The following is a 20,793-nucleotide window of genomic DNA, read 5'->3' as shown; positions in this document are numbered from 1 at the left end:
ACCCTCCGTCACGCCAAGACCCCCCATCGTCACCCCAGCGCAGGCTGGGGTCTCAGGCCATGTCGCGCGCTATCTCCCGAGATCCCAGCCTGCGCTGGGATGACGACAAGGGGACGGTGGTGCCGGATGATCTGGATGTCCGCAAATGGTCGAAACCCGCTGCAAGCTTGCCTCAAAAAATGGAAAAAGCGGCCCCTCAGGCCGCCCTTTGCCATTCCTCAACCGTCGAGCCAGCCTCTTAAGCCGCAGCGCTCTCCGGCTCGATGGCGAACAGGGTCACACCCTTATATTTGGCGTCGCTCTGGTCATAGAGTCCGTGCATCGGCTCGAACTGTTCATCGATCAGGCTGACGTCGTTCAAACCCGCCAGCTTGAAGGTGCCGAGCTTCAACTCGCGCGGGGGGCGGCCGTCGCGTTCGATCGTCACCGCGTCGATGAACATTTCGTCGTGGCGGGTGTAGAGGATGTGCGGCGCCAGCTTCACGACCATCTTGTTATAGGTCGCCATCAGGCATTTCTGGAGCGCGATCGCTTCGAAGAAGGTGGTCGGAGGGGTCATAACCCGCTTTTCATTACTGATTCGGCGCGCCGGTTCAATTGCTTTGTGCGACGCACCATCGCCTCTTCGTGCAACTTGGCCTGTTTTCGGGACGAAAGACTTTATAGCAAGGCGCAGAAATGACGACGCATCAATTCTGCGCCCGCCGCAAAAGATGCAGCCTGTCCCGCAAGGCCCAGCGAAGGATCAGCATCAACGCAACCGTCCCAAGTCCGCTCGCCAGTCCCAGCCAGATGCCGAGGCCTTGTAATTTCAGCGGAAAAGCGAGGATGACGCCGACCCCGATGCCGATCACCCAATAGCCGACAAGGGCAAAGATCATGGGCACGCGGGTATCCTGAATGCCGCGAAGGACGCCCGCGCCCACGGCCTGCGCGGCGTCTACCAACTGGAACAGCGCCGCAACGCCCAGGAAGCTGACCGCCAATGCCGCCGTGCGCGCATTGGCCGGATCGTGCAGGTCCAGAAATGCGGAAATCAGCATTTTCGGCATTGCGATCAGAACAGCCGCCGCCGCCAGCGCAAAACCGGTGCCGATGGCGAGCGCCAACCATCCCGCGCGCCCTGCGCCCGCATCGTCCTTCTTGCCATAGGCCAGGCCGACGCGCACCGTTGCGGCCTGGCCGATGCCCATCGGCACCATGAACACCAGAGCTGCGATCTGGATCGCCACGGCATGGGCGGCCAGCGAGTCGCGGTCGATCAATCCCATCAGAAAGGCGGAGGCGTTGAATACGGTCGTTTCCAGCCCCAGCGTGATGGCAATCGGCAGGCCCAGCGCCCAGACCGCGCGATGCCGCTCGCCGTCCCGCGTCCAGAAGCGTCCGAGCAGCCGGTAACGCCGGAACCGCCGGTCGATCAGGACGACGCCGAGCAATCCCAGGAACAGGAAGGAAGAGGAGAGGGTGCTCGCAATACCCGCGCCGAGCAGGCCTAATGCCGGAAAACCGAAATGCCCGAAGATCAGCGTCCAGCCTGCCAGCACGTTGAAAGGGATGGCGCAGACCATGACGACCAGGCCCCAGACCGGCCGTTCCAGCGCGGAAATGAAATTGCGCAGGGTCGTGAAGCCCAGAAAGGGCAGTAGCGCCCATTGGAGCCCGCGCATCAATTGGCCCGCTTGCGCCGCAAGGTCGGCTTCCTGCCCCATCGCCAGCAGGATCGACTCGCTCTTCCACAACAGCGCCCAGGCGGGCAGGACGAACAGCGCCGCCGCGCGCAGCGTCTGGTGCACGGTCCGGCGCACGTCGCGCACCGAATGCCGCCGCCGCCCGCGTTCCGTGGCGATCAAGGGCGCGGCCGCCGTCACCAGTCCCATGCCGAATATCAGCAGCGCGTTGAACAGGTTGATCGCCAGCGCACCCGAAGCCACCGCATCCGCCCCCAGCCGTCCGAGCAGCAGCAGGTCGGTCGCGGCGATCCCGGCCCAGGCGATATTGCCCGCGATCATCGGCAGGGCGAGCGCGGTCAGCGCTCCCGCTTCAAGGCGCCAGGGGGAGGCCATCAATGTCTCTTGAAGAGGTGCAGGACCGCCACGACGATGCCGCCCACCACCAGTCCCACCAGCGCGCCGCCGATGGCATTCACCAGCCAGTCGACAAAGGGAGCGACGATGGGGAGGGCATGGGCGGCACGTTCCGCGACATGGTGGATCGCGCCGGGGATCGCGTCCCAGTGAAATTCATGCAGGCCGTGGACGATGAGGCCGCCGCCGACCCACAGCATCGCCGCCGTCCCGACCGCGCCCAATATGCCCATCAGTACGGGCATCGCCTTCACCATGGTGCGACCCAACGCCTGCGCGCCGGCAGAGCGGCGTTCGGCGAGGTGCAGGCCGATATCGTCCATCTTCACGATGAAGCCGACGACGCCATAGACGCCCGCTGTGATGAGGATGGCGACGACCACCAGGATGAGCGCCTGTTCCCAGATCGGTTCGCTGGCCACCGTGCCGAGCGCGATCGCCATGATCTCCCCCGACAGGATGAAGTCGGTGCGGATCGCGCCGGATACTTTCTGCTCCTCCAGTTCCCGGGAACTGTGCGTGGTCAGCGCGTCTTCCGCCACGTCATGGCCGCCCTGTGCCGCCTCCAGCAGCTTTTCGACCGCCTCGAAACAGAGAAAGGCGCCGCCCAGCATCAGCAGCGGCGGCAGCAGCCAGGGGGCGAAGGCGCTCAGAACGAGCGCTGCGGGCAGCAGGAACAACAGCTTGTTGCGGAGCGATCCCTTGGCGATCTTCCAGATGATCGGCAGTTCCCGGTCAGGCGTCAGGCCCATGACATAACGCGGCGTGACGGCGGCGTCGTCAATCACCACGCCCGCCGCCTTCGACCCCGCCTTGCCCGCGGCGGCGGCGACATCGTCCAGCGAACTGGCAGCAAGCTTGGCAATCCCCGCTACGTCATCGAGCAGCGCGATCAGACCCGAAGGCATTGAATTGGTTCCCCTGTAGATACCGGCACATGGCCGGAAGCCGTCTCATAGAGATGGGGCAGGGGGCGGGCAATGCTTCTCGACCATTACGGGGAGAATGGCTCAATGAAGGCCGCGATAATTGCCCGGCGGGTCGCTGGCGGGGAAACTCTCGTCAAGCTGTTCGTCCACCATGTCCCAGTCCCTGGCGTCGATATGCTGCTCGGCCGGCCCTGCGTCGCGCACCCGGCCAGAGGAGAAGCCGGGCGTCCAACCCTCCGCTTCCCGACGGGCTTGCCATTCCTTCCATCCCTTCCATGCCGCCGTGCCCAGCCCGGTCAGGAAAGCGAGTTTCAACAACCCCTTCATTTCGATTTCTCCTCTGGATCGTGCAGATGCACCCAATCGGCGTGATTGCCGCCGACATGGCCGGGCGGCAGGGCGATTTCGCCTTCCTCATCGGTTCCGGCGAGCGGCTCATTGGCCTGTGATGCCGGCGCAAGGGTCCAGCGCTCCCGCAGTGCCGCGTCGATCATGGCTTCCCATATGCGTCCGTCGCCGGCCTTGCTCATGGCATCGTCTGGACTCTTCAACAGGGCGAGCAGGCTGGCGGCGTCCTCGACATGGTCCTGCCAGCGGTCAGGATCAGGGGTGGCGAGATGACGGGCCAGCCGTTCGATGAGAGAGCGCTGCTCCATGGTTCGATGAACGCTGCTCCAGCCCCTCTGTTCCGAGAAATTCATAACGCTTGCGGAGCGGTGTGAACGCGGCTGCTTCCTGCTCGTTGAAGGAGGCGGATGGAATGGAGAGCCGATCATGCCCCAAGGTGACAAGAGCAGCTATACCGACAAGCAGAAGCGCAAGGCCGAACATATCGAGGAAGGCTATGAAGATCGCGGCGTTTCCCATCGGGAAGCGGAACGACGCGCCTGGGCGACGGTCAACAAGGAATCGGGTGGCGGCAACAAATCCGGTTCCGGGCGCGGCAAGCCCGACACCCATGTCTCCTCCCGCAAGGGCGGCAGGAAGGGCGGCGCCGCTTCGGCCCAGCGTTCGGCTGCGGATCGATCGGCGGCCGCCAAAAAGGGGTGGGAAACCCGGCGCAAACGGGCGCATGGGTGAAGCGGAGCGTTATTTTTCCACCCTGATCTCGAACAGTTTCGCCCAATTCTTGCCGGTCACGAAAAGGCGGTCGCCTTTGGCGTCATAGGCGATGCCATTGGCCACCGCCTCACTGTCTCTGGCGCCGCTGGCCTTCAGGAGAGGGGCGATGTCGAGCCAGTCGATGACAGCGCCGGTGCGCGGATCGATCCGGGCGATATGGCTGTCGTACCAGATATTGGCCCAGATCTCGCCGTTCACATATTCCAGTTCATTGAGGCGATCGACCGGGCGGCCGTTCCATGTAACGGTGATCCGCCGGGCCTCGACCAGCTTTTCGGGATCGAGGAAACGCAGTTGTGCGCTCCCGTCGCTCATGATGAGGCTGCGGCCGTCCTGCGTCAGTCCCCAACCTTCGCCCTCATAGCGAAAGGTGGAAATGGGTGAAAAATCATTGAGTTTCCAGACAAACCCCTGCCGGTGCCGCCAGGTGAGGCTGATCAGCCGGTCCTTCCAGTTGACGATGCCCTCGCCGAAATAGGGGCGGGGAACGATATGGCGGCGGAGCGTCTTGCCGGTCTTGAGGTCCACCTTGCGGATGTCCGACTGTCCTTCAAGACCGGTACTCTCGTAGAGTGCGCCGTCATGGAAGAAGAGGCCCTCGGTAAAGGCCTCCGGGTCGTGGGGATAGGTTTTGACCAGCTTCCACTGCGTCTCGGCCTGCGCCGGAGCGGCCAGCAGCAACGCGCCCAGCAGCGCGACGGACAATGGCTTCATTCGGCCGCCTGCGCCGCCATTGCGCTGGCGAGCCAGTCGGGAAGGGTGGCGGAGTCAAGATCCTCCACCCGGCGCAACTCGATGGAGAGGCTGAGATCGGGCACTATGGCCTTCTGGCGCTTCTCATCGGCCTGCGCCAACGGCACCGCCACCAGTCGCCGGTTCACCTTGTTGCGATAATGCATGCGGGCGGTGTTTTCCTGTCCGACATAACAGCCCTTGTCATAATCGACGCCGCGCAATTCCCCGGCATTGGTTTCCAGCCACAATAGCTGGTCCTGCCCCAGTTCCCCGACCCCTTCGAACACGCCGAGCGCCAGCCGGTGCGCGCGGAAAGCCGCCGCCGCGTCGCCACCATCGGCGGGCGCGATCCAGCGATGGCCCAGGGCATCGAGGCGCGGATCGCAAGGCTTGCCGTCCGCCTTCGGCGCCCAGTGCACCGCCAGCCCTTCCTCCTTCGCGATCACGACCTTCCGCCGCAGTCGATACAGCGTCAGCCGCTTCGCCAGCGCGTCGGCCTGCGCTGCTTCGCAATCGATCAATATATCCTCGCCCTCGGCCCAGAGGATGAAGTCGAACAGCGCCTTGCCCTGCGGCGTCAACAGCCCGGTCCAGCGCGGTTCATCCGGTTTCAGCGTCAACACGTCGCGGGTCAGCAGGCCCTGTAGAAAGACTTTTGCTTCTTCGCCGGAAATTCTGAGGATTGCGCGGTCGCTGAGGGTGGTGCCAGTCATCGGCTTTAGGTAGGACACTCGGTAATCATATCCAAGCGGTGAGCTGTGCCATGTCCGAAACTTTCGACCTTATCCTCAAGAACGGCACCGTCCACACTCCCGGCGGCGCGGAAAGCGTGGACGTGGGCGTGCGCGGCGGCCGGATCGTCGCCATCGGCACTGCTCTGGGCGATGCGGGCGAGACGATCGACTGCACCGGGCTCGACGTGCTGCCGGGCTGCATGGACAGCCAGGTCCATTTCCGCGAACCGGGGCTGGAGCATAAGGAAGACCTCGAATCGGGCAGCCGGGCGGCGGTGCTGGGCGGTGTGACGGCGGTGTTCGAAATGCCCAACACCAACCCCAATACCGACACGGCCGAGCGCGTCCACGACAAGCTCGGCCGCGCCCATCACCGCATGTGGTGCGACCATGCCTTCTATGTCGGCGCCACCGCCGACAATGCCGAGCAGTTGAAGGAACTGGAGCGCATCCCCGGGACATCGGGCGTCAAGATTTTCATGGGGGCATCCACCGGTAGCCTGTTGGTGGACGATGATGCCGCGCTGTCCCGCGTCCTGGCCAGCGGCACGCGCCGCGTCGCCATCCACGCCGAGGACGAGGCGCGGATGAACGCCCGCAAGGATTTGCGGGTGGAGGGCGATCCATCCTCCCATCCCGTCTGGCGCGACGATGAAAGCGCGATGATCGCGACGAAGCGCATCATCGATCTGGCCCGCAAGGCCCGCCGCCGCATCCATATCCTGCATGTCACGACGCCCGCCGAGCTGGAATATATCGCGAAGCACAAGGACATTGCGACCTGCGAGGTGACGCCTCAGCATCTGACCCTCGCGGCGGAGGACGCCTATCCGCGCCTGGGCAGCTATGCCCAGATGAATCCGCCGATCCGTTCGCAGGCGCATCGCGATGGCCTCTGGCACTGGCTCAACCAGGGCGTGCCCGATGTGCTGGGCAGCGACCATGCGCCCCATACGATCGAGGAAAAAGCGAAGGTCTATCCTGCTTCGCCCAGCGGCATGCCCGGCGTCCAGACACTGGTGCCGCTGTTGCTCAACCATGTGGCGGAAGGACGCCTGTCGCTGCGCCGTTTCATCGAACTGACCTCCTCGGGTCCGCAGCGGGTGTTCGGGCTGGTCGGCAAGGGACGCATCGCGCTGGGCTATGACGCCGATTTCACCATCGTCGATCTCAAAAAGCGCTGGACGGTCGGCAGCGAATGGCTCGCCTCGCGCTGCAACTGGTCGCCGTTCGAGGGGATGGACCTTACCGGCAAGGCGGTCGGCACCATCATTCGCGGCCATCGCGTCATGTGGGAAGACACGCTGGCCAATGAAGCGGTCGGCGAGCCTGTCCGCTTCGAAGCGACCGAATTCGCCTAAACGGTAGCCATCCGATTGCGGCGGGCGGCGCCCAGGCTGTCCGTCGCAAACAGGATGAGACCAAGCCAGATCAGCGCAAAGCTCATCAGCTGTCCTCGGGACAGCGTCTCCCCGAACAGCAGGATGCCGCTTAGAAACTGAAGCGTGGGCGCGACATATTGCATCAGGCCCAGCATCGCCATCGGGAGCCGCTGGGCCGCCATGGCGAACAGGACCAGCGGCACGGTCGTGACTGCGCCGCTGACGATCAGCAGCGCCGTCGTCCCGCCGTCGCTGCCGAACGCCAGGCCGCCATGGTGCGACAGCCACAGCAGATAGACGAGCGCCAGCGGCGTCAGCAGCATCGTTTCCGCGCCCAGGCCCAGCATCGGCAACACCGGGGTCAGCTTCCGCACCAGCCCATAAAGCGCGAAGCTCAGGGCCAGCGCCACGCTGATCCACAAGGTCGTGAGCGCCGAGGCCGCCATGATCGCCACGCCCGTCGCTGCGATGACGATGGCCGCGATCTGCCAGCGCCGCAGCTTTTCCTTGAGGACGACCACGCCCAGGCCGACGCTGACCAGGGGATTGAGGAAATAGCCTAGGCTCGACGCGATCACATGCCCGCTGTTGACGGCCCAGACATAGGTCAGCCAGTTCGCCCCGATCAGCAGGCCCGATGCGCCGAGCGGCAGAATCAGGCGGGGATTGCGCAGGACGGTCAGCAGCGCGGGCAGGCTCCGCCTGGCACCCAGCACGCTCAATATCAGGATCAATGACCAAAGGACGCGCTGCGCGACGATCTCGACCGGCGCGACATGGTGAAGCAGGCGGAAGAAGATCGGCAACAGGCCCCACATGCCATAGGCGCCAAGGGCGGCGAAAAGGCTTGCGCGAGTCCGGGCGGCTTCTTCGGTCAAAATATGCCTCCGCCCAGAAACAGCCGGAACGCACCGAAGCCCGCCACCATCAGGCAGAAATTGCGCCCGCCGCTTTTGGAGGAAAACAGGCCGACAAAGGCGCCGAACAGCGCCACCGGCACGAGCAGCCAATTGAGCGCGCCCAACAGCGGAAACACCGCCGGGATCATGCAGATCAGCGTGACAAGTCCGATCAGGGCTGACAGGATGTTGAACATGGCCGCACAGATGGAGGTTTCGCCGCGTCGCGGCAAGCCGGACGGCAATGCCAGTTGGCGGAGACTGGCCCCACTGCATTAAGGCGATGATTCACCAAATTCCCTAACGGAAAATTAACCTTTGCTCTTCATCCCTTGTTTACGAAGGAGTGAAGTCATGGCGTCCGTTCGATCTTTCTGTGCCCTCGCGCTTGTGCTGACCCTGCCGCTGACGGCTTGCGGCAAGGGGCAGAAGGAGGCCGATCTGAACGCACTGGACAATGCGCTGACCGGCAATGTGGAAGAGGGGGCGATCGTTGGGGAACGGCAAGCGAAGCTACCCCTGTTGAAGGGCGATGCGGCAAGGGCGCTGGCGCAATCGGTCAAGCTGGCCGGCGGCAAGTTGATTGCGACGCCTGCGCCGACGCAGGGCGAGACGCCGGAATCGGCGGATAGCCTGGCCGCCGTCGCCCGCGAGCAGCAAAAGCCCGGCGGCAACGCTTTCTGTCGCAAGCAGTTGGTTTATGGCGCGCAATGGGCGAGCCGTCTGCCCGAACCCTTCACCCCCTATCCGGGCGCGCAACTGACCGAAGCGGCGGGCGCGGAGAAAAATGGCTGCACTTTGCGGGCGGCGACCTTCGTAACGCCGGTGCCGCGTCAGAGCGTGATGGATTTCTATTACACCCAGGCCCGCCGCGCCGGTTTCGATGCCGAACATAAGGTCATGGGCGCCGACCATGTGCTGGGCGGCACGCGCAAGGACGACGGCAGCGCCTTTCTGTTGCTGTTCTCTGACGCGCCGGGGGGCAGGACCAGCGTGGATGTGATTGCCGATAACGGGCGATAGCGAATTTTCCGTGGAAGACCCGCGTCCCCTGGCCCCCATTGCGCGTAGCGAGGGGGCAAGACGCAACGGGAAACCGCTTTATTGCCGCAGCCGCTCGATGGCCTGAGCCAGCGCGACATAGAGCTTGCCCATGTCGGACGACAGGATCGCCACGCCCAGCGCATTGCCGTCGCGGGCGGAAAGAATGATCCGCAGCATCGATTCGAAATCGTGAATGTAGCGGTTCACATGCTCCTGAAATTCGGGATCATTGTCGTAATGCAGCGCGATTTCGCGGGATTCTCCGGCGTCCAACAGCTTAACCGCGCGGCGGGTGAAGACGCCGCGGTCGCCCTTCAGATAAGATGACCAGGCGGAATCGGTGACGTCGTTGGACAGGATCTTGGTGACGTCGATGGCAGTGCTGTTGAGTGATTCGATGATAAGGGCGGAGCGGCGCGCGAAATGGTCGCGGTCGCGGTCCTCGGCGGCGCGTTCTGCTTCCTCTATCCGGGCTTCGACCGTGGCGCTGGTGTCGGCGATGGTCAGCAACTGTCGGGTGAGGCGATCGGATGCCTGATGGGCGGCCTTGACGGCTTCCTCGGCGACCTTCGCGACCTGTTCGATCTGCGCGGTGATCTTGTCGCCGATGACGCGCTCCATCGCTTCCTCGCTGGCGTCGGCGAGCGACTGGGCAGCGTCGGGTATGGCGCGACTGAGCGCCTGACGCGCGCGTTCGGCGGCCTGATCGGCGGTGTCCTTGACCCGCAGCAGGGCGGTGACGAGCAGCGGACCTGCCCCTTCGGTGATGCGCGTCGCGTCCTGGTGCGCATTGTCGAGCGCGGTGCGCAGCCGTTCAACCAGTTCGCGATTGGCATCCACGCCGCTTTGCGTGCTTTCCAGCCATTCGCTGAGGCGACGGCCCTGACCGCGCAGCAACTCTTCCGCCTCCTGCGTGCGGCCGACCAGCGCTTCGGAGATCGCCTCCAGCCTTTCGATTTCGGGCGCCGCGCTGTCGAGCAGGGTGCGGCTGGTCTCGATCCGCCCGTTGAAGCGGTCCAGCGCGGCGGGGAAGGTTTCGTCCAGTTCGCGCACGCTGGAATCGAGCGCGACCATCAGCGTCTCGGCGCTGCCGATCAGCTTTTCGGCGGTCAGGCCACCGGAGGCGAGGGCGCTGTCGATGCGCTGGGTTTCGGCGGTCAGACGGGTCAGCGCCTCGGCCAGCCGTTCGTTGCGGGCGAGGGCGGATTCCTCCATCGCGGTAAAGCGGGTTTCGGCCGCGATGACCGCGTCGTGGAGGCTGGTTTGCAGCCCGGCGACCAAAGTGCGCTGGCCCTCGACCAGATCGTTGATCTGGTGCAGGCGGCTTTCGACCTCGCCCACATGATCGGCAAGATTGGCGACGGTTTCTTCGCCGATCGCCGCTATGCCGCTGCGGGAACGGGCGATCAGCGCATCGAGCGCCTCGCTCTGGCGGGCGATGCCTTCATCGGTGATCGCCATGCCATCGCGGGCCTGCGCCACGGCGGTTTCGATCCGCTGGCGCAACTCGGCCTCGACCGTCTCCGCATCGCGGGACAGGGCGGTAAGCGCGGAGTGGCTGGTGGCGGCGATGCCGCTCTGCGCGCCTTCGATCAGCGATTTGAGCGACAGCGCCTGGGCCGTCAGATTGGCATCGACCGCCGCCATGGTTTCCTGCGCGCGGCCGTGGGTGGTTTCAAGGCGGTGAAGCACGTCGATCTCGACCCGGTTCAACTCTTGCGTCAGCAGCGCGATGACCGACTGGGTGGTCTCGGTCACCTCATCCTTGGTGCGGCTGGTCAGGCCGCCGAGCGCGACGGATTTCTGTTCAAGATCCTGCCAGCTTTCCTCCATCGCCCGGCGCGCGCTTTCCATCGTCGCGTCGATCCGGGCGGCGGCGATGTCGGCCATGCCGTTCACTTCCTGCGTCGTGGAGCGCGTGGCTTCCTGAAGCTGGGTCAACTGGCTCGACAGGCTCTTGGTGGCGGAAAGGGTGCGGGCGCGGGCATCGTCCGACAGCTCGCCCAGCGCATGCAGCCGCGCCTCCAGCATGTCGATCCGTTCCGACAGCGCATGACCGTTATCGACCATCTGCGCCGACATGCGCGTCGCGCGCTCCTCCAGTTCCGGGATGGAGCCGATCAGCGTTTCCATGCGCTGGACAAGGGCCAGGGTCGCGCGTTCAGCGGCTTCGGCGCGCTCGGCGGTGCTGTGTGCCCGGCCTGCGATCAGTTCGGCCGACGCCTCCATATTGCTGCTGGCGGCGGCGCCATAGCTGTCGAGCAGTTCCGCCTGGTCCTGCATGGCCTGACGCGACGCGTCCAACTGCCCGGCGATTCGACCCAGGCGCAGTTCCAACAGTTCCGCCTCGGCCCGCAGGGCGCTGGCGGTGTCGAGATAGCGGCGCGCTTCGCTGCGGCTGTTGCGCAGCAGCAGGAGATAGCAGACGCCGAGCAGGATCAGCGGGATGAGGATCGTCGCGACCAACCCCGGCCAGGCGGCAGGACCGCCGCGCCATTGGCCGGACGAAACCGTCGCCCAGCCGGCAAAGCCGATCCACAACAGCCCCCCGCCGATCAAGGCCCACGTCGTGCCGCCCATGCCGCCGTCCGGCTGTTCGGCGGGATCTTCCAAATCCATGACGGCCCGTTTCAACAGAAGGCTGTCATCCTCCTGCGATGAGATGTCTGCCGCGCGGTCCTTGTCCCGCCAGAATTCCACTATGGTGCTGCCCCCGGTCATGCTGCTTATCCTAGCAGCTTTTGCGCCCACGAAAATGCCCTGTTACCAAAACTTAACGCAAGCGAGATAGCGTTGACCCCATGTCCTATGATCCAGGCGCCCTGAATACGGCTTTGTCCGCCGCTGTCGGTGAAGACCGGCTGTTGATCGAGGATCTGCGCATTGCCTTCATGGAAAGCGCGGAACGGCAGCTCGATCTGCTCGACCGCGCCCATTGCGACGCCAATTGGCAGCTTGCGGCCTGGCGGCTGAAGGGGCTGGCGGCGAGCTTCGGGTTGACCAGCCTGATGGCGATGGCCGATGAAGCCGCCGATGCGGTACCCGGCGATCCCCGGATTTTGCGCCGGCTGCGTGCCATGCTCAGCGATCTTGCACGGGATTGATGGATAGTCGGCTTGCGTGATCGCATCCGCCTTGCGACAAGGTGGTCTGAACAAAAATCGGGTCGGTTTCATCACGCATGACATTTGCGGCAATTCTGAGCGCCAGCCGGGCATCCCATGATGCGGCTGGATCGCTGCGCGCCAGCCTGCATTTCGCGGGGCAGACGCTGGTGGAATATCAGGCGCGTCAGGCGGCGCGGGCGGGCGCTGACCGAATCATGATCCTGGTGAGCGTGATTACGCCAGCGCTGTCGCAGGCGGTCGACCGGCTTTCGGCGGACGGCATCGCGGTCGCGCTGATCCGTGACATGGTGTCGATGGTGCGCGATGCGCCTCGTCATGCCGATACGCTGCTGGTCGCCGATGGCGCGATTGTCGGTCAGGCCTATTTCGAAGCGATGGCGAGCAGCGAGGGCAATGCCCTGCTGGTGGCGGACGACAGCCGGGCGAGCGCGCCGTTCGAGCGGATCGACGCGGGGCAGCGCTGGGCGGGATTGGCGCGGATCGGCCCGGACCTGCTGTTCAACACGCTGGACATGATCGGCGACTGGGACCTGTCGCTGACCCTGGTGCGCGCGGCGGTGCAGGCGGGCGCGCGGCGGGTCACCGTGCCGCAGGACGATCTGATGGAAGGCCGGGTGGCGCTGGTCGAGGGGCAGGATCAGGCGAATCTCGCGGCGCAGGCGGCGATGGCGCATGGCCCGCGCGGCCAGCGGGTGCGTGGCGCGGCCGAACATTATCTGCTGGCTCCGGCGGCGCGGCTGATTGGACCGGCGCTGATGCGGATGCAGGTGCCTGCCTTGCAGGTGCGGATCGCCGCCATGGCGCTGGGCGCGATTGCGCTGGTGCCGATTGAACTGCTCTGGACCGGAACGGGCTTTTGCCTGCTGCTGATGTCGCTGCTGTTGGCGGAGACGGCGGACCGGCTCGATGAAATGGCGCTGCGGCCCTTGCCCATGGGGTGGCTTGCCTTTGTCGCGCCGGCCTTTGCGGTCGGAGGGATTGCGCTGGCGGGGGAGGGGACGGCGCCTGCCTATCTGGCGCTGTTGCTGGCCATCGTCCAGATGGCGGACCGCTGGCGCCGGGCGGGCCATGCCCGGCCGTGGATGATTGTCACGCCGGCCGGCGCGCTGATCCTGCTGCTGGCGGGATCGTTGCTGGGCGCGCTGGCGCTGGCGGTGGAGGTGGCGATGGTCTGCGTCATCGCCTCTGTCGGAGCGATGATTTTGCTGCGGCGCGATTGAGCGATTTCCTCGTTACGGTTTAGTGCATTTTAACGACGTGGCATTATGCTGACCTGCATGAGCGCCTTTTCGTCCCTGATCGGACCGACCGTGGCGGACAGTTGGCCCATGGCGCAGGTCATGGCCGGCATGTCCGCCGTTCCTGTTGGTCATGCCATTGATCTGGCGTTTTTCTTTCCGGACGAGGGGCGGGGACGGCATGATGCGCTGCTGGCGGAAACGCGGCGGCATCTGGGCGGATGCCTGACCGGGATCGAGATCGGGTTGCGCCTGGCGCTGGAGGACACGCCCGCAATTGCCGCAGCGCTGGAGCCCTGGCCGCAACCGATCTGCTGGCCGACCCTGTGCGCGCAGCCGACGCTGCTGGGACCGGCTTTGCTGGCGCATATGCAGATGCGCGGCGGGATCAGCCTGATGCTGCGGCAGTTCGGGCGGCCCGACGGCGACCATGGCGAGGCGGAGGCCGAGCCGTTGTTCCCCGCCGATGATGCGGCGGTCGGCGATGCCTTGGCCGCGCTGGCGTTGGCGGAAGGGCGCTGGTTGATGACGGGGGCGGAAGAGCAGCCGATGCAGCCCGACCTGCCGGTCGAGCATTTTGCGGAATTGCTGTGGACGGCCACCGCCTGTCTCGCGGCGGCGGCGCAGCGGAGCGGGCTGGTCGAGCCGGAGGCGGCGCTCCCTGCGTTCGAGGCGGCGGGGCGGGTCCTGCTGGCGCGTCATGACGAGGCGGCGGGACCGGTTGCGGCGGCGGACCGGCTGGTCGGGCTGTTGAGCGACCGCGCCGATGGGGCGGAGTTGATGGGCGCTGCGCTGGGGCGGCGGCAGTTCCTGCTGTTCGCAGCGCTCGCCGGGCGGCAGCTGCGCATGGAGAGCGCGCGGGTCGCGGATATTCTGGTGATGGGGCCGGTCGGGCAGGTGGCGGCGCTGTGCCGCGCGCTGGGCGGGTCGGATTCGGATTACCGCCATCTGCTGCTGGCGTTGCGCCCGGTGCGGCCTTCGCTATCCGACGCCCGGATCGTGGAGGAGGCCCTACGCTATCAGGATTTGACCGTGGCGCAGGCCGATGCGGCGATTGGAGCCTTGCGCGCGCCGGCGGCATTGCGCGCGAAGCTGGATCATTTGCGACGGATCGCCGGCTGATGAACATGCCGGCGCATCCTGCCGTCATCCGGGCGACGGTCGCCGCCGACGGCCGGCTGCTGAGCGCGGATGCGCCCTTGCTCGCCTTGCAGCAGGAGGCGGGCGGCGATCTGGGCGAGATGATCGCGATCCCGCAACTGGCGGCGATGGCGCGGCTGGCGGCGAGGCTGGGCGTCACCCTGTCGCGTCCCGTGGCTGCGGCGGCCGAGCGCGGCGATATCGACATGTGGGTGCGTGCCAAGCCGGATGGCCAGAATGTTCAGATGGCCGTCATCGATTGGCATGAGCGCTCTCCGGTCTCCGCGAATATCGACCTGGCGCAGCGGGATATGGACATTGCGGCCCTGTCCGAAGGCTGGACATGGCAGATCGACACGCAATTGCGGTTCCAGATGGTGCTGGAGGGGCAGGGCGGACAGGGCGTTCTGCCCGGCGCGCCGCCGGTGCCGGGAAGCCCCTTCACCAGCTATTTCGAACTGCGGCCGAACGGCGAGGGCGATCTGCCCATCCTGCGCGGCTTTGCCCAGCGGCGGGCCTTTCGCGGGCAGTTGGCCGCGCTGACCGGGGATGGGGAGCAGCATTTTGCCCTGTCCGGCTTTCCGATGTTCGATTTGGGCGGTCAACTCGTCGGGTATCGTGGCAAGGCTCTGCCGATGGATCGGGCGATCATGGCGCCGCTCGCCGCGCCTGAACCGACGGTGCTTTATCCCGCCGAGTTCGGAAAACGACTGGACCGGTCGCTGCGCCAGCCTCTGGGGCGGATCATCGCCAATGCCGATTCGATCGGGAGCCAGTTCGAAGGGCCGCTGCGGCCGGACTATGTCGGCTATGCCCATGACATCGCGTCGGCGGGGCGACACTTGATGGCGCTGATCGACGATCTGGCCGATCTTCAGGCCATTGACCGGCCCGATTTCGCGGTGGTGGCGGAAGAGGTGGATCTGGCGGACATAGGACGCCGCGCGGCGGGGCTGTTCCTGGTCAAGGCGCTGGACCGTGGCATTTGCGTGGTTGCGCCGGAAGCGGAGGTGTCGGAGCTTGCGGTTGGCGAGTTCCGTCGGGCCTTGCAGATCTTGATGAATCTCGTCGGCAATGCCGTGCGCTATGCGCCCGAAGGGTCGACCGTGCGGATCGAGACGGGACGAGACGGCGAACAGGCATGGATCGCCGTGCTGGATCAGGGCGACGGCGTTCCCACCGACAGCCGGGAACGGATATTCGACAAGTTCGAACGATTGGGCCGCAGCGATGCGGGCGGGAGCGGCCTTGGCCTCTATATCTCGCGGCGATTGGCGCGGGCGATGGGCGGCGACATCCGTGTCGACGATGCGCCCGAGGGCGGTGCCCGGTTCGCGCTTCTTCTTCCCGCCCTGGGCTGAAACGAAAACGGCGCCCCATGGGGCGCCGTTTCCTGTTTGGCCTGTCAGCGCCGCTTAGCGCTTGTCGACCGGAACATAGTCGCGCTTGGCGGGACCGGTATAGAGCTGGCGCGGACGGCCGATCTTCTGCGCTGGGTCAGAGATCATTTCGTTCCACTGCGCGACCCAGCCGACGGTACGGGCCAGGGCGAAGAGCACCGTGAACATCTCGGTCGGGAAGCCGATCGCCGAAAGAATGACGCCCGAATAGAAGTCGACATTCGGGTAGAGCTTCTTCTCGATGAAGTAAGGATCGTGGAGCGCGATCTGCTCCAGTTCCTTCGCCACGTCGAAGATCGGGTCGTTGACGCCCAGCTTGGCCAGAACGTCTTTCGCGGTCTTCTGCATGACGGTCGCGCGCGGATCGTAATTCTTGTAGACGCGGTGACCGAAGCCCATCAGGCGGAACGGATCGTCCTTGTTCTTGGCGCGGGCGATATATTCCGGGATACGGTCGACGGTGCCGATTTCGCGGAGCATGTTGAGCGCCGCTTCGTTCGCGCCGCCATGCGCCGGACCCCAGAGGCAGGCGATGCCGGCCGCGATGCAGGCGAAGGGGTTGGCGCCCGAGGAGCCGGCCAGACGCACGGTCGAGGTCGAGGCGTTCTGCTCATGGTCGGCATGGAGCGTGAAGATCTTGTCCATCGCGTCGACGATGACCGGATCGATCACATACTCTTCCGCCGGGACCGAGAAGGTCATGTTCAGGAAGTTGGCGGTGTAGCTCAGGTCGTTGCGCGGATAGACGAAGGGCTGACCCACCGTATACTTATAGGCCATGGCCGCGATCGTCGGCATCTTGGCGATCAGGCGGTGGCTGGCGATCCGGCGCTGTTCGGGATCGTTGATGTCGGTCGAGTCGTGATAAAAGGCCGACAGGGCGCCGACCACGCCGCACATCACTGCCATGGGATGGGCGTCGCGGCGGAAACCGCGATAGAAGGCGGTGAGCTGTTCATGCACCATGGTGTGGCGCGTGATGGTGCGGGTGAAGTCCTCCAGTTCGGCCTTCGACGGCAGTTCGCCGTTCAAGAGCAGATAGGATACTTCCATGAAGCTCGACTGCTCGGCCAGCTGGTCGATCGGATAGCCGCGGTGCAGCAGCACGCCTGCGTCGCCGTCGATATAGGTCAGGCCGGAATCGCAGCTCGCGGTCGAAGTGAAGCCGGGATCGTAGGTAAACATGCCGGTGTTGGCGTAGAGCTTGCGAACATCGATGACCTGCGGGCCGACCGTGCCATTCAGAATGGCATAGTCTTTCGTGTCGCCCGCGACAGTCAAAGTGGCATTATTATCCGACATGGGTGTTCTCCTGATACTTCAATTGGCCGATGCGTGCCTCACAGCGGCCAATCGTTCCAAGCTCTCCGTCTTTCCCAAAAGGAAAAGGACGTCGAAAATTCCCGGCGAAACCGTACGTCCGGTCAGCGCCGCGCGCAGAGGTTGCGCGACCTTTCCCAGCCCAAGGCCGGCATCCTCCGCCACGCAGCGTATTGCATCTTCGATCGCTTCGACCGTCCAGGACTGAACGGGGGCAAGAGCGTCGGCTGTCTGTCCCAGCAGCGCACGCGCGGAGTCGTCTAGCAGAGAAAGCGCCTTCTCGTCAAAATCGAGAGGGCAATTTTTGAACAAAAATTCGGCGCCTTCCGCAATTTCATTAAGCGTCTTGGCGCGCGGCTTCAGCGAGGGCATGGCCTGCGTCAGCAATTTTTCGCCGCTTTCCGCTAGGTTGCGGCCAAGGCGAGCAGCCACGCGCGGCGCCACGAGCGCGGCCAGGCGCGCATCGTCCGCCTCGCGCATATAATGGCCATTCAGATTTTCCAGCTTCTTGATGTCGAAGCGCGAGGGGGAACGGCCGACGCCTGCTATGTCGAACAACTCGATGGCGCGGTCGCGGGAAATGATCTCCTCGTCGCCATAGCCCCAACCGAGTCGCAGCAGATAATTGAGCACCGCTTCGGGCAGCATGCCCATATCGTCGCGATAGGCGTCGACACCCAACGCGCCGTGCCGCTTGGACAGCTTGGCGCCATCGGAACCATGGATCAGCGGGATATGGGCGTAGATCGGCTCTTCCCATCCCATCGCCTTGATGATGCCAAGCTGGCGGAAAGCGTTGTTGAGGTGATCGTCGCCGCGAATGACATGGGTGACGCCCATGTCATGATCGTCGACCACCACGGCCAGCATATAGGTGGGCGTGCCGTCGGAACGCAGCAGGATCATGTCGTCCAACTCCGCATTCTGGACGACGACGCGCCCCTGCACAGCGTCCTCGATCACGGTTTCGCCTTCGCGCGGAGCCTTCAGGCGGATGACATAGGGGGCGCCTGCGGGCGCTTCCTCAGGCGAGCGGTCGCGCCAGCGTCCGTCATACCGCATCGGCTGCTTGGCCGCGCGCTGCTGTTCGCGCAGTTCCGCCAGCTCTTCGGGGGTGGCGTAGCAACGATAGGCATGGCCGCCTTCCAGCAGCTGATTGGCAACCTCGGCATGACGAGGGGTGCGCTCGAACTGGAACACGGCAGGCTCGTCGCCGGCGAGGCCCAGCCATTCCAGGCCATCGAAGATCGCGGCCACCGCCTCCTCAGTCGAGCGGGCGCGGTCGGTATCCTCGATCCGCAGCAGGAACTTGCCGCCATGATGACGCGCGAACAGCCAGTTGAAGAGCGCGGTGCGCGCTCCGCCGATGTGAAGAAAACCGGTAGGCGACGGCGCAAAACGGGTTACTACCTGCTTATTCGAACCCATGGCACTTACCGCTTCATTCCCTGACATTCGGCCTGATATCCACCTTGCCTATCCATGATCGCGACGCCCCCTAGCATGGCTTTCGAGCCACGACAAACGTCCGTTGTCGCTTCTGTCCGGCAAAGGGCGCAGGCGCTTTTGGAGCGCGTGGAAGATTGGCTGGAGCAGGAGCGCGAGCAGCTTCCGCTCTGGGTGCCGGTGGCCTTGGGGGCGGGAATCGCGGCTTGGTTCTTCTTGAATAATCGTTTGGAATGGCTGGTTTTTTCCTGCGTTTCTTTGGCTGTCGCGTGCGGGGCGGTGCTTCTGCCCGCCGGCGGACGGTTGCGACAGGGGCTTGTCATGGGCGGTCTTCTCGCCTGCTTCGGGTGCGTCCTGATCTGGGGCAAGGCGATGCTTTTGGGGACGCCGCCGCTCGCCCAGCCGGTTTTCGTCACGCTGACAGGAGAGGTGCAGGGGGTTAATCCGGTACCCGCGCAGAAGATGAGTCGCGTTCTCGTGCGACCGCTCGACGGATCGGGCCTCCCGTCACGGATCAGGATCAATTTCGATGAGACCTTGCTGCCGGCCGGGGTTGGGAAAGGTGCGATCATCCGTTTCCGCACGCGGTTGATGCCTCCCGCCCCGCCGAGCCTGCCGGGCGGATATGATTTTGCGCGGCGGGCTTATTTCGATGGCATCGGCGCGACCGGACGCGCCTTGCGGCCGATCGCGGTGTTGCGCTCGTCGCGCGGGGCGTCCCCGCTGAGGGGACGGCTGTTCGCGCATATATTGGAAAAGATGCCGGGGCCGGGTGGCGGCATTGCCGCCGCTCTGGCGACGGGCGATCAGGGCGCCATTGCCGAGCGGGATGCGGAGGCGATGCGCCGCAGCGGCCTGGCGCATCTGCTGTCGATCAGCGGGTTGCATGTGACGGCGCTGATCGCGGCGGTGGTGTTCCTGTTGATGCGCGCGATGGCGCTGAGCCAGCGGGCGGCGCTGGATTGGCCGTTGATGTTGATCGCGGCTGGCGGCGGAGCGCTGGCGGGTATCGGTTATACGCTGTTGACGGGGGCGGAGGTCCCGACAGTGCGGTCCTGCGTGGCTGCCTTGCTGGTACTGGGCGGGCTGGCGCTGGGGCGGGATGCGATCACGTTGCGGCTGGTCGCGGCGGGGGCGTTGGTGGTGTTGCTGCTCTGGCCGGAGGCATTGGTCGGCCCGAGTTTCCAGATGAGCTTCGCTGCCGTGACCGCGCTGGTCGCGCTGGGCGAGCATCCGCGTTTCCGGGCGTTCATTGCGGTGCGGGAGGAAGCGGGCTGGCGGCGGATGGGACGCCATCTTGGGGCTCTGCTGGCAACGGGGCTGGTGGTGGAACTGGTGCTCGCGCCGATTGCGATATTCCATTTCCACAAGGCGGGGATGCTGGGATCGATCGCCAATCTGGTGGCGATTCCGCTGACCACGTTCGTTGTCATGCCCTTTGAGGCGCTGGCCCTGTCGTTCGATCTCGTTGGGTGGGGCGCGCCCTTCTGGTGGCTGACTGCGCGGGCGCTCGACCTGTTGCTGCTGGTCGCACATGGGGTGGCGTCCAGTCCTTGGGCGGTCATGCGTTCTGCCGCGCAGTCCGTGGGGATTTTCGCGTTGCTCCTGACCGGCCTGCTCTGGTGCCTGCTGTGGCGGAGCCGCTGGCGCTGGATAGGATTGATTCCGGTGGCGACGGGTGTGGCGATGATCCTGAAAAGCGCGCCGCCGGCTCTGCTGGTGACCGGAGATGGCCGTCATGTCGCGGTTCGCACCGCCCATGGAGGCCTGGCTATTTTACGGGAGAGGGCGGGCAGTTATGTCCGCGATGCACTTGCTGAAACCGCGGGCTATGACGGCGTGCTGGAAACGATGGCAGCGATGCCCGAAGCGCGCTGTTCGGTTGATCTATGCGCGGTTCGGCTTGCAGGCGGGGGACGGAACTGGACCGTGCTGGTGACGCGGAGCAGTGCCGTGATCGGCGGCGATGTGCTGGCGCGAGACTGCGCCCGAGCGGATATCGTGATCAGCGACCGGCGTTTGCCATGGGCCTGTCGTCCGCGTTGGTTGAAGGCGGATCGCAGCCTGCTGGCGCGGACCGGCGGCCTCGCCATCGACCTCGACCGCCTGACCGTGCGCACGGTCAGGCAGGCGGGCGATCAGCATCCCTGGATCGCGCGGCCTGCAACGAGACCGCGCCGACCCAAGGCGGT

General features: G+C 65.2%; 19 protein-coding genes and 1 pseudogene. 8 read left to right on the top strand and 12 right to left on the bottom strand.

Annotation, left to right across the window (positions count from 1 at the left end; all coding sequences use genetic code 11):
- Nucleotides 1-238 precede the first annotated feature (238 nt).
- The 5 genes from F7P65_RS03315 to F7P65_RS03295 all read right to left on the bottom strand — a co-directional run bounded on the left by F7P65_RS03315 (nt 239) and on the right by F7P65_RS03295 (nt 3,669).
- The gene (locus tag F7P65_RS03315; RefSeq protein ID WP_150290335.1) at nt 239-559 is read right to left on the bottom strand and encodes a hypothetical protein; all 321 of its coding nucleotides are present in this window, start codon (nt 557-559) and stop codon (nt 239-241) included.
- 130 nt (nt 560-689) lie between these two features.
- A complete protein-coding gene (locus F7P65_RS03310; protein ID WP_150290334.1) occupies nt 690-2,063 on the bottom strand; it encodes an MATE family efflux transporter in 1,374 nt (457 codons plus the stop codon).
- Nucleotides 2,063-2,992 carry a DUF808 domain-containing protein gene (locus tag F7P65_RS03305; RefSeq protein ID WP_150290333.1) on the bottom strand — a complete coding sequence of 310 codons (930 nt, stop codon included), beginning with the start codon at nt 2,990-2,992 and terminating at the stop codon, nt 2,063-2,065. Before F7P65_RS03305 ends, F7P65_RS03310 begins: the two co-directional genes overlap by 1 nt.
- Nucleotides 2,993-3,094: 102 nt before the next feature.
- Nucleotides 3,095-3,340: a hypothetical protein gene (locus F7P65_RS03300; protein ID WP_150290332.1), complete on the bottom strand. Its 246-nt coding sequence runs from the start codon at nt 3,338-3,340 to the stop codon at nt 3,095-3,097.
- A complete protein-coding gene (locus F7P65_RS03295) occupies nt 3,337-3,669 on the bottom strand; it encodes a hypothetical protein (protein ID WP_150290331.1) in 333 nt (110 codons plus the stop codon). Before F7P65_RS03295 ends, F7P65_RS03300 begins: the two co-directional genes overlap by 4 nt.
- 118 nt (nt 3,670-3,787) lie before the next feature.
- Here F7P65_RS03295 and F7P65_RS03290 point away from each other — a divergent pair, with 118 nt between their 5' ends.
- On the top strand, nt 3,788-4,093 hold the full coding sequence (locus F7P65_RS03290) for a plasmid stabilization protein (RefSeq protein ID WP_150290330.1): 306 nt from the start codon (nt 3,788-3,790) through the stop codon (nt 4,091-4,093).
- A 9-nt stretch (nt 4,094-4,102) separates the two neighbouring features.
- Here F7P65_RS03290 and F7P65_RS03285 read toward each other — a convergent pair whose 3' ends face one another.
- A complete protein-coding gene (locus F7P65_RS03285) occupies nt 4,103-4,849 on the bottom strand; it encodes a glutaminyl-peptide cyclotransferase (protein WP_150290329.1) in 747 nt (248 codons plus the stop codon).
- Nucleotides 4,846-5,583 (bottom strand): CAF17-like 4Fe-4S cluster assembly/insertion protein YgfZ, encoded by a 738-nt coding sequence (ygfZ, locus tag F7P65_RS03280; protein ID WP_150290328.1) that lies wholly within the window; start codon nt 5,581-5,583, stop codon nt 4,846-4,848. The genes F7P65_RS03285 and ygfZ overlap by 4 nt, the downstream gene beginning before the upstream one ends.
- A 50-nt stretch (nt 5,584-5,633) precedes the next feature.
- Here ygfZ and F7P65_RS03275 point away from each other — a divergent pair, with 50 nt between their 5' ends.
- A complete protein-coding gene (locus F7P65_RS03275; protein WP_150290327.1) occupies nt 5,634-6,965 on the top strand; it encodes a dihydroorotase in 1,332 nt (443 codons plus the stop codon).
- Here F7P65_RS03275 and rarD read toward each other — a convergent pair.
- Both rarD and F7P65_RS22275 read right to left on the bottom strand, forming a co-directional pair.
- The gene (gene rarD, locus F7P65_RS03270) at nt 6,962-7,864 is read right to left on the bottom strand and encodes an EamA family transporter RarD (protein ID WP_275897544.1); all 903 of its coding nucleotides are present in this window, start codon (nt 7,862-7,864) and stop codon (nt 6,962-6,964) included. The two genes, F7P65_RS03275 and rarD, sit on opposite strands and share 4 nt — an antisense overlap.
- The gene (locus F7P65_RS22275; RefSeq protein ID WP_240334191.1) at nt 7,861-8,082 is read right to left on the bottom strand and encodes a hypothetical protein; all 222 of its coding nucleotides are present in this window, start codon (nt 8,080-8,082) and stop codon (nt 7,861-7,863) included. Before F7P65_RS22275 ends, rarD begins: the two co-directional genes overlap by 4 nt.
- 157 nt (nt 8,083-8,239) lie before the next feature.
- On the opposite strand from F7P65_RS22275, the gene F7P65_RS03265 reads away from it, so the two are divergent.
- Nucleotides 8,240-8,908, top strand: a complete 669-nt coding sequence (locus F7P65_RS03265) for a hypothetical protein (RefSeq protein ID WP_150290325.1) — start codon at nt 8,240-8,242, stop codon at nt 8,906-8,908.
- A 78-nt stretch (nt 8,909-8,986) separates the two neighbouring features.
- Here F7P65_RS03265 and F7P65_RS03260 read toward each other — a convergent pair whose 3' ends face one another.
- Nucleotides 8,987-11,650 (bottom strand): coiled-coil domain-containing protein, encoded by a 2,664-nt coding sequence (locus tag F7P65_RS03260; RefSeq protein WP_150290324.1) that lies wholly within the window; start codon nt 11,648-11,650, stop codon nt 8,987-8,989.
- Nucleotides 11,651-11,730: 80 nt separating this feature from the next.
- On the opposite strand from F7P65_RS03260, the gene F7P65_RS03255 reads away from it, so the two are divergent.
- From F7P65_RS03255 to F7P65_RS03240, 4 genes are all read left to right on the top strand, one after another.
- On the top strand, nt 11,731-12,033 hold the full coding sequence (locus tag F7P65_RS03255; protein ID WP_150290323.1) for an Hpt domain-containing protein: 303 nt from the start codon (nt 11,731-11,733) through the stop codon (nt 12,031-12,033).
- 77 nt (nt 12,034-12,110) lie between these two features.
- Nucleotides 12,111-13,277 (top strand): hypothetical protein, encoded by a 1,167-nt coding sequence (locus F7P65_RS03250; protein WP_150290322.1) that lies wholly within the window; start codon nt 12,111-12,113, stop codon nt 13,275-13,277.
- A gap of 45 nt (nt 13,278-13,322) precedes the next feature.
- Nucleotides 13,323-14,417 (top strand): DUF2336 domain-containing protein, encoded by a 1,095-nt coding sequence (locus F7P65_RS03245; RefSeq protein ID WP_150290321.1) that lies wholly within the window; start codon nt 13,323-13,325, stop codon nt 14,415-14,417.
- On the top strand, nt 14,417-15,796 hold the full coding sequence (locus F7P65_RS03240; RefSeq protein ID WP_150290320.1) for a sensor histidine kinase: 1,380 nt from the start codon (nt 14,417-14,419) through the stop codon (nt 15,794-15,796). Before F7P65_RS03245 ends, F7P65_RS03240 begins: the two co-directional genes overlap by 1 nt.
- A gap of 54 nt (nt 15,797-15,850) precedes the next feature.
- Here F7P65_RS03240 and F7P65_RS03235 read toward each other — a convergent pair whose 3' ends face one another.
- Nucleotides 15,851-17,137 (bottom strand): citrate synthase, encoded by a 1,287-nt coding sequence (locus F7P65_RS03235; RefSeq protein ID WP_150290319.1) that lies wholly within the window; start codon nt 17,135-17,137, stop codon nt 15,851-15,853.
- Between the two features lie 18 nt (nt 17,138-17,155).
- Nucleotides 17,156-18,610, bottom strand: coding sequence for a glutamate--tRNA ligase (gltX, locus tag F7P65_RS03230; RefSeq protein WP_150290318.1), 1,455 nt, complete (start codon nt 18,608-18,610; stop codon nt 17,156-17,158).
- 48 nt (nt 18,611-18,658) lie between these two features.
- Here gltX and F7P65_RS03225 point away from each other — a divergent pair.
- A pseudogene (locus tag F7P65_RS03225) lies at nt 18,659-20,788 on the top strand (ComEC/Rec2 family competence protein); the annotation flags it as partial.
- Nucleotides 20,789-20,793: the final 5 nt, after the last annotated feature.

Source organism: Sphingobium estronivorans (assembly GCF_008692605.1).
GTDB lineage: Bacteria > Pseudomonadota > Alphaproteobacteria > Sphingomonadales > Sphingomonadaceae > Sphingobium > Sphingobium estronivorans.
This window is presented reverse-complemented; position numbering and strand designations above follow the sequence as displayed.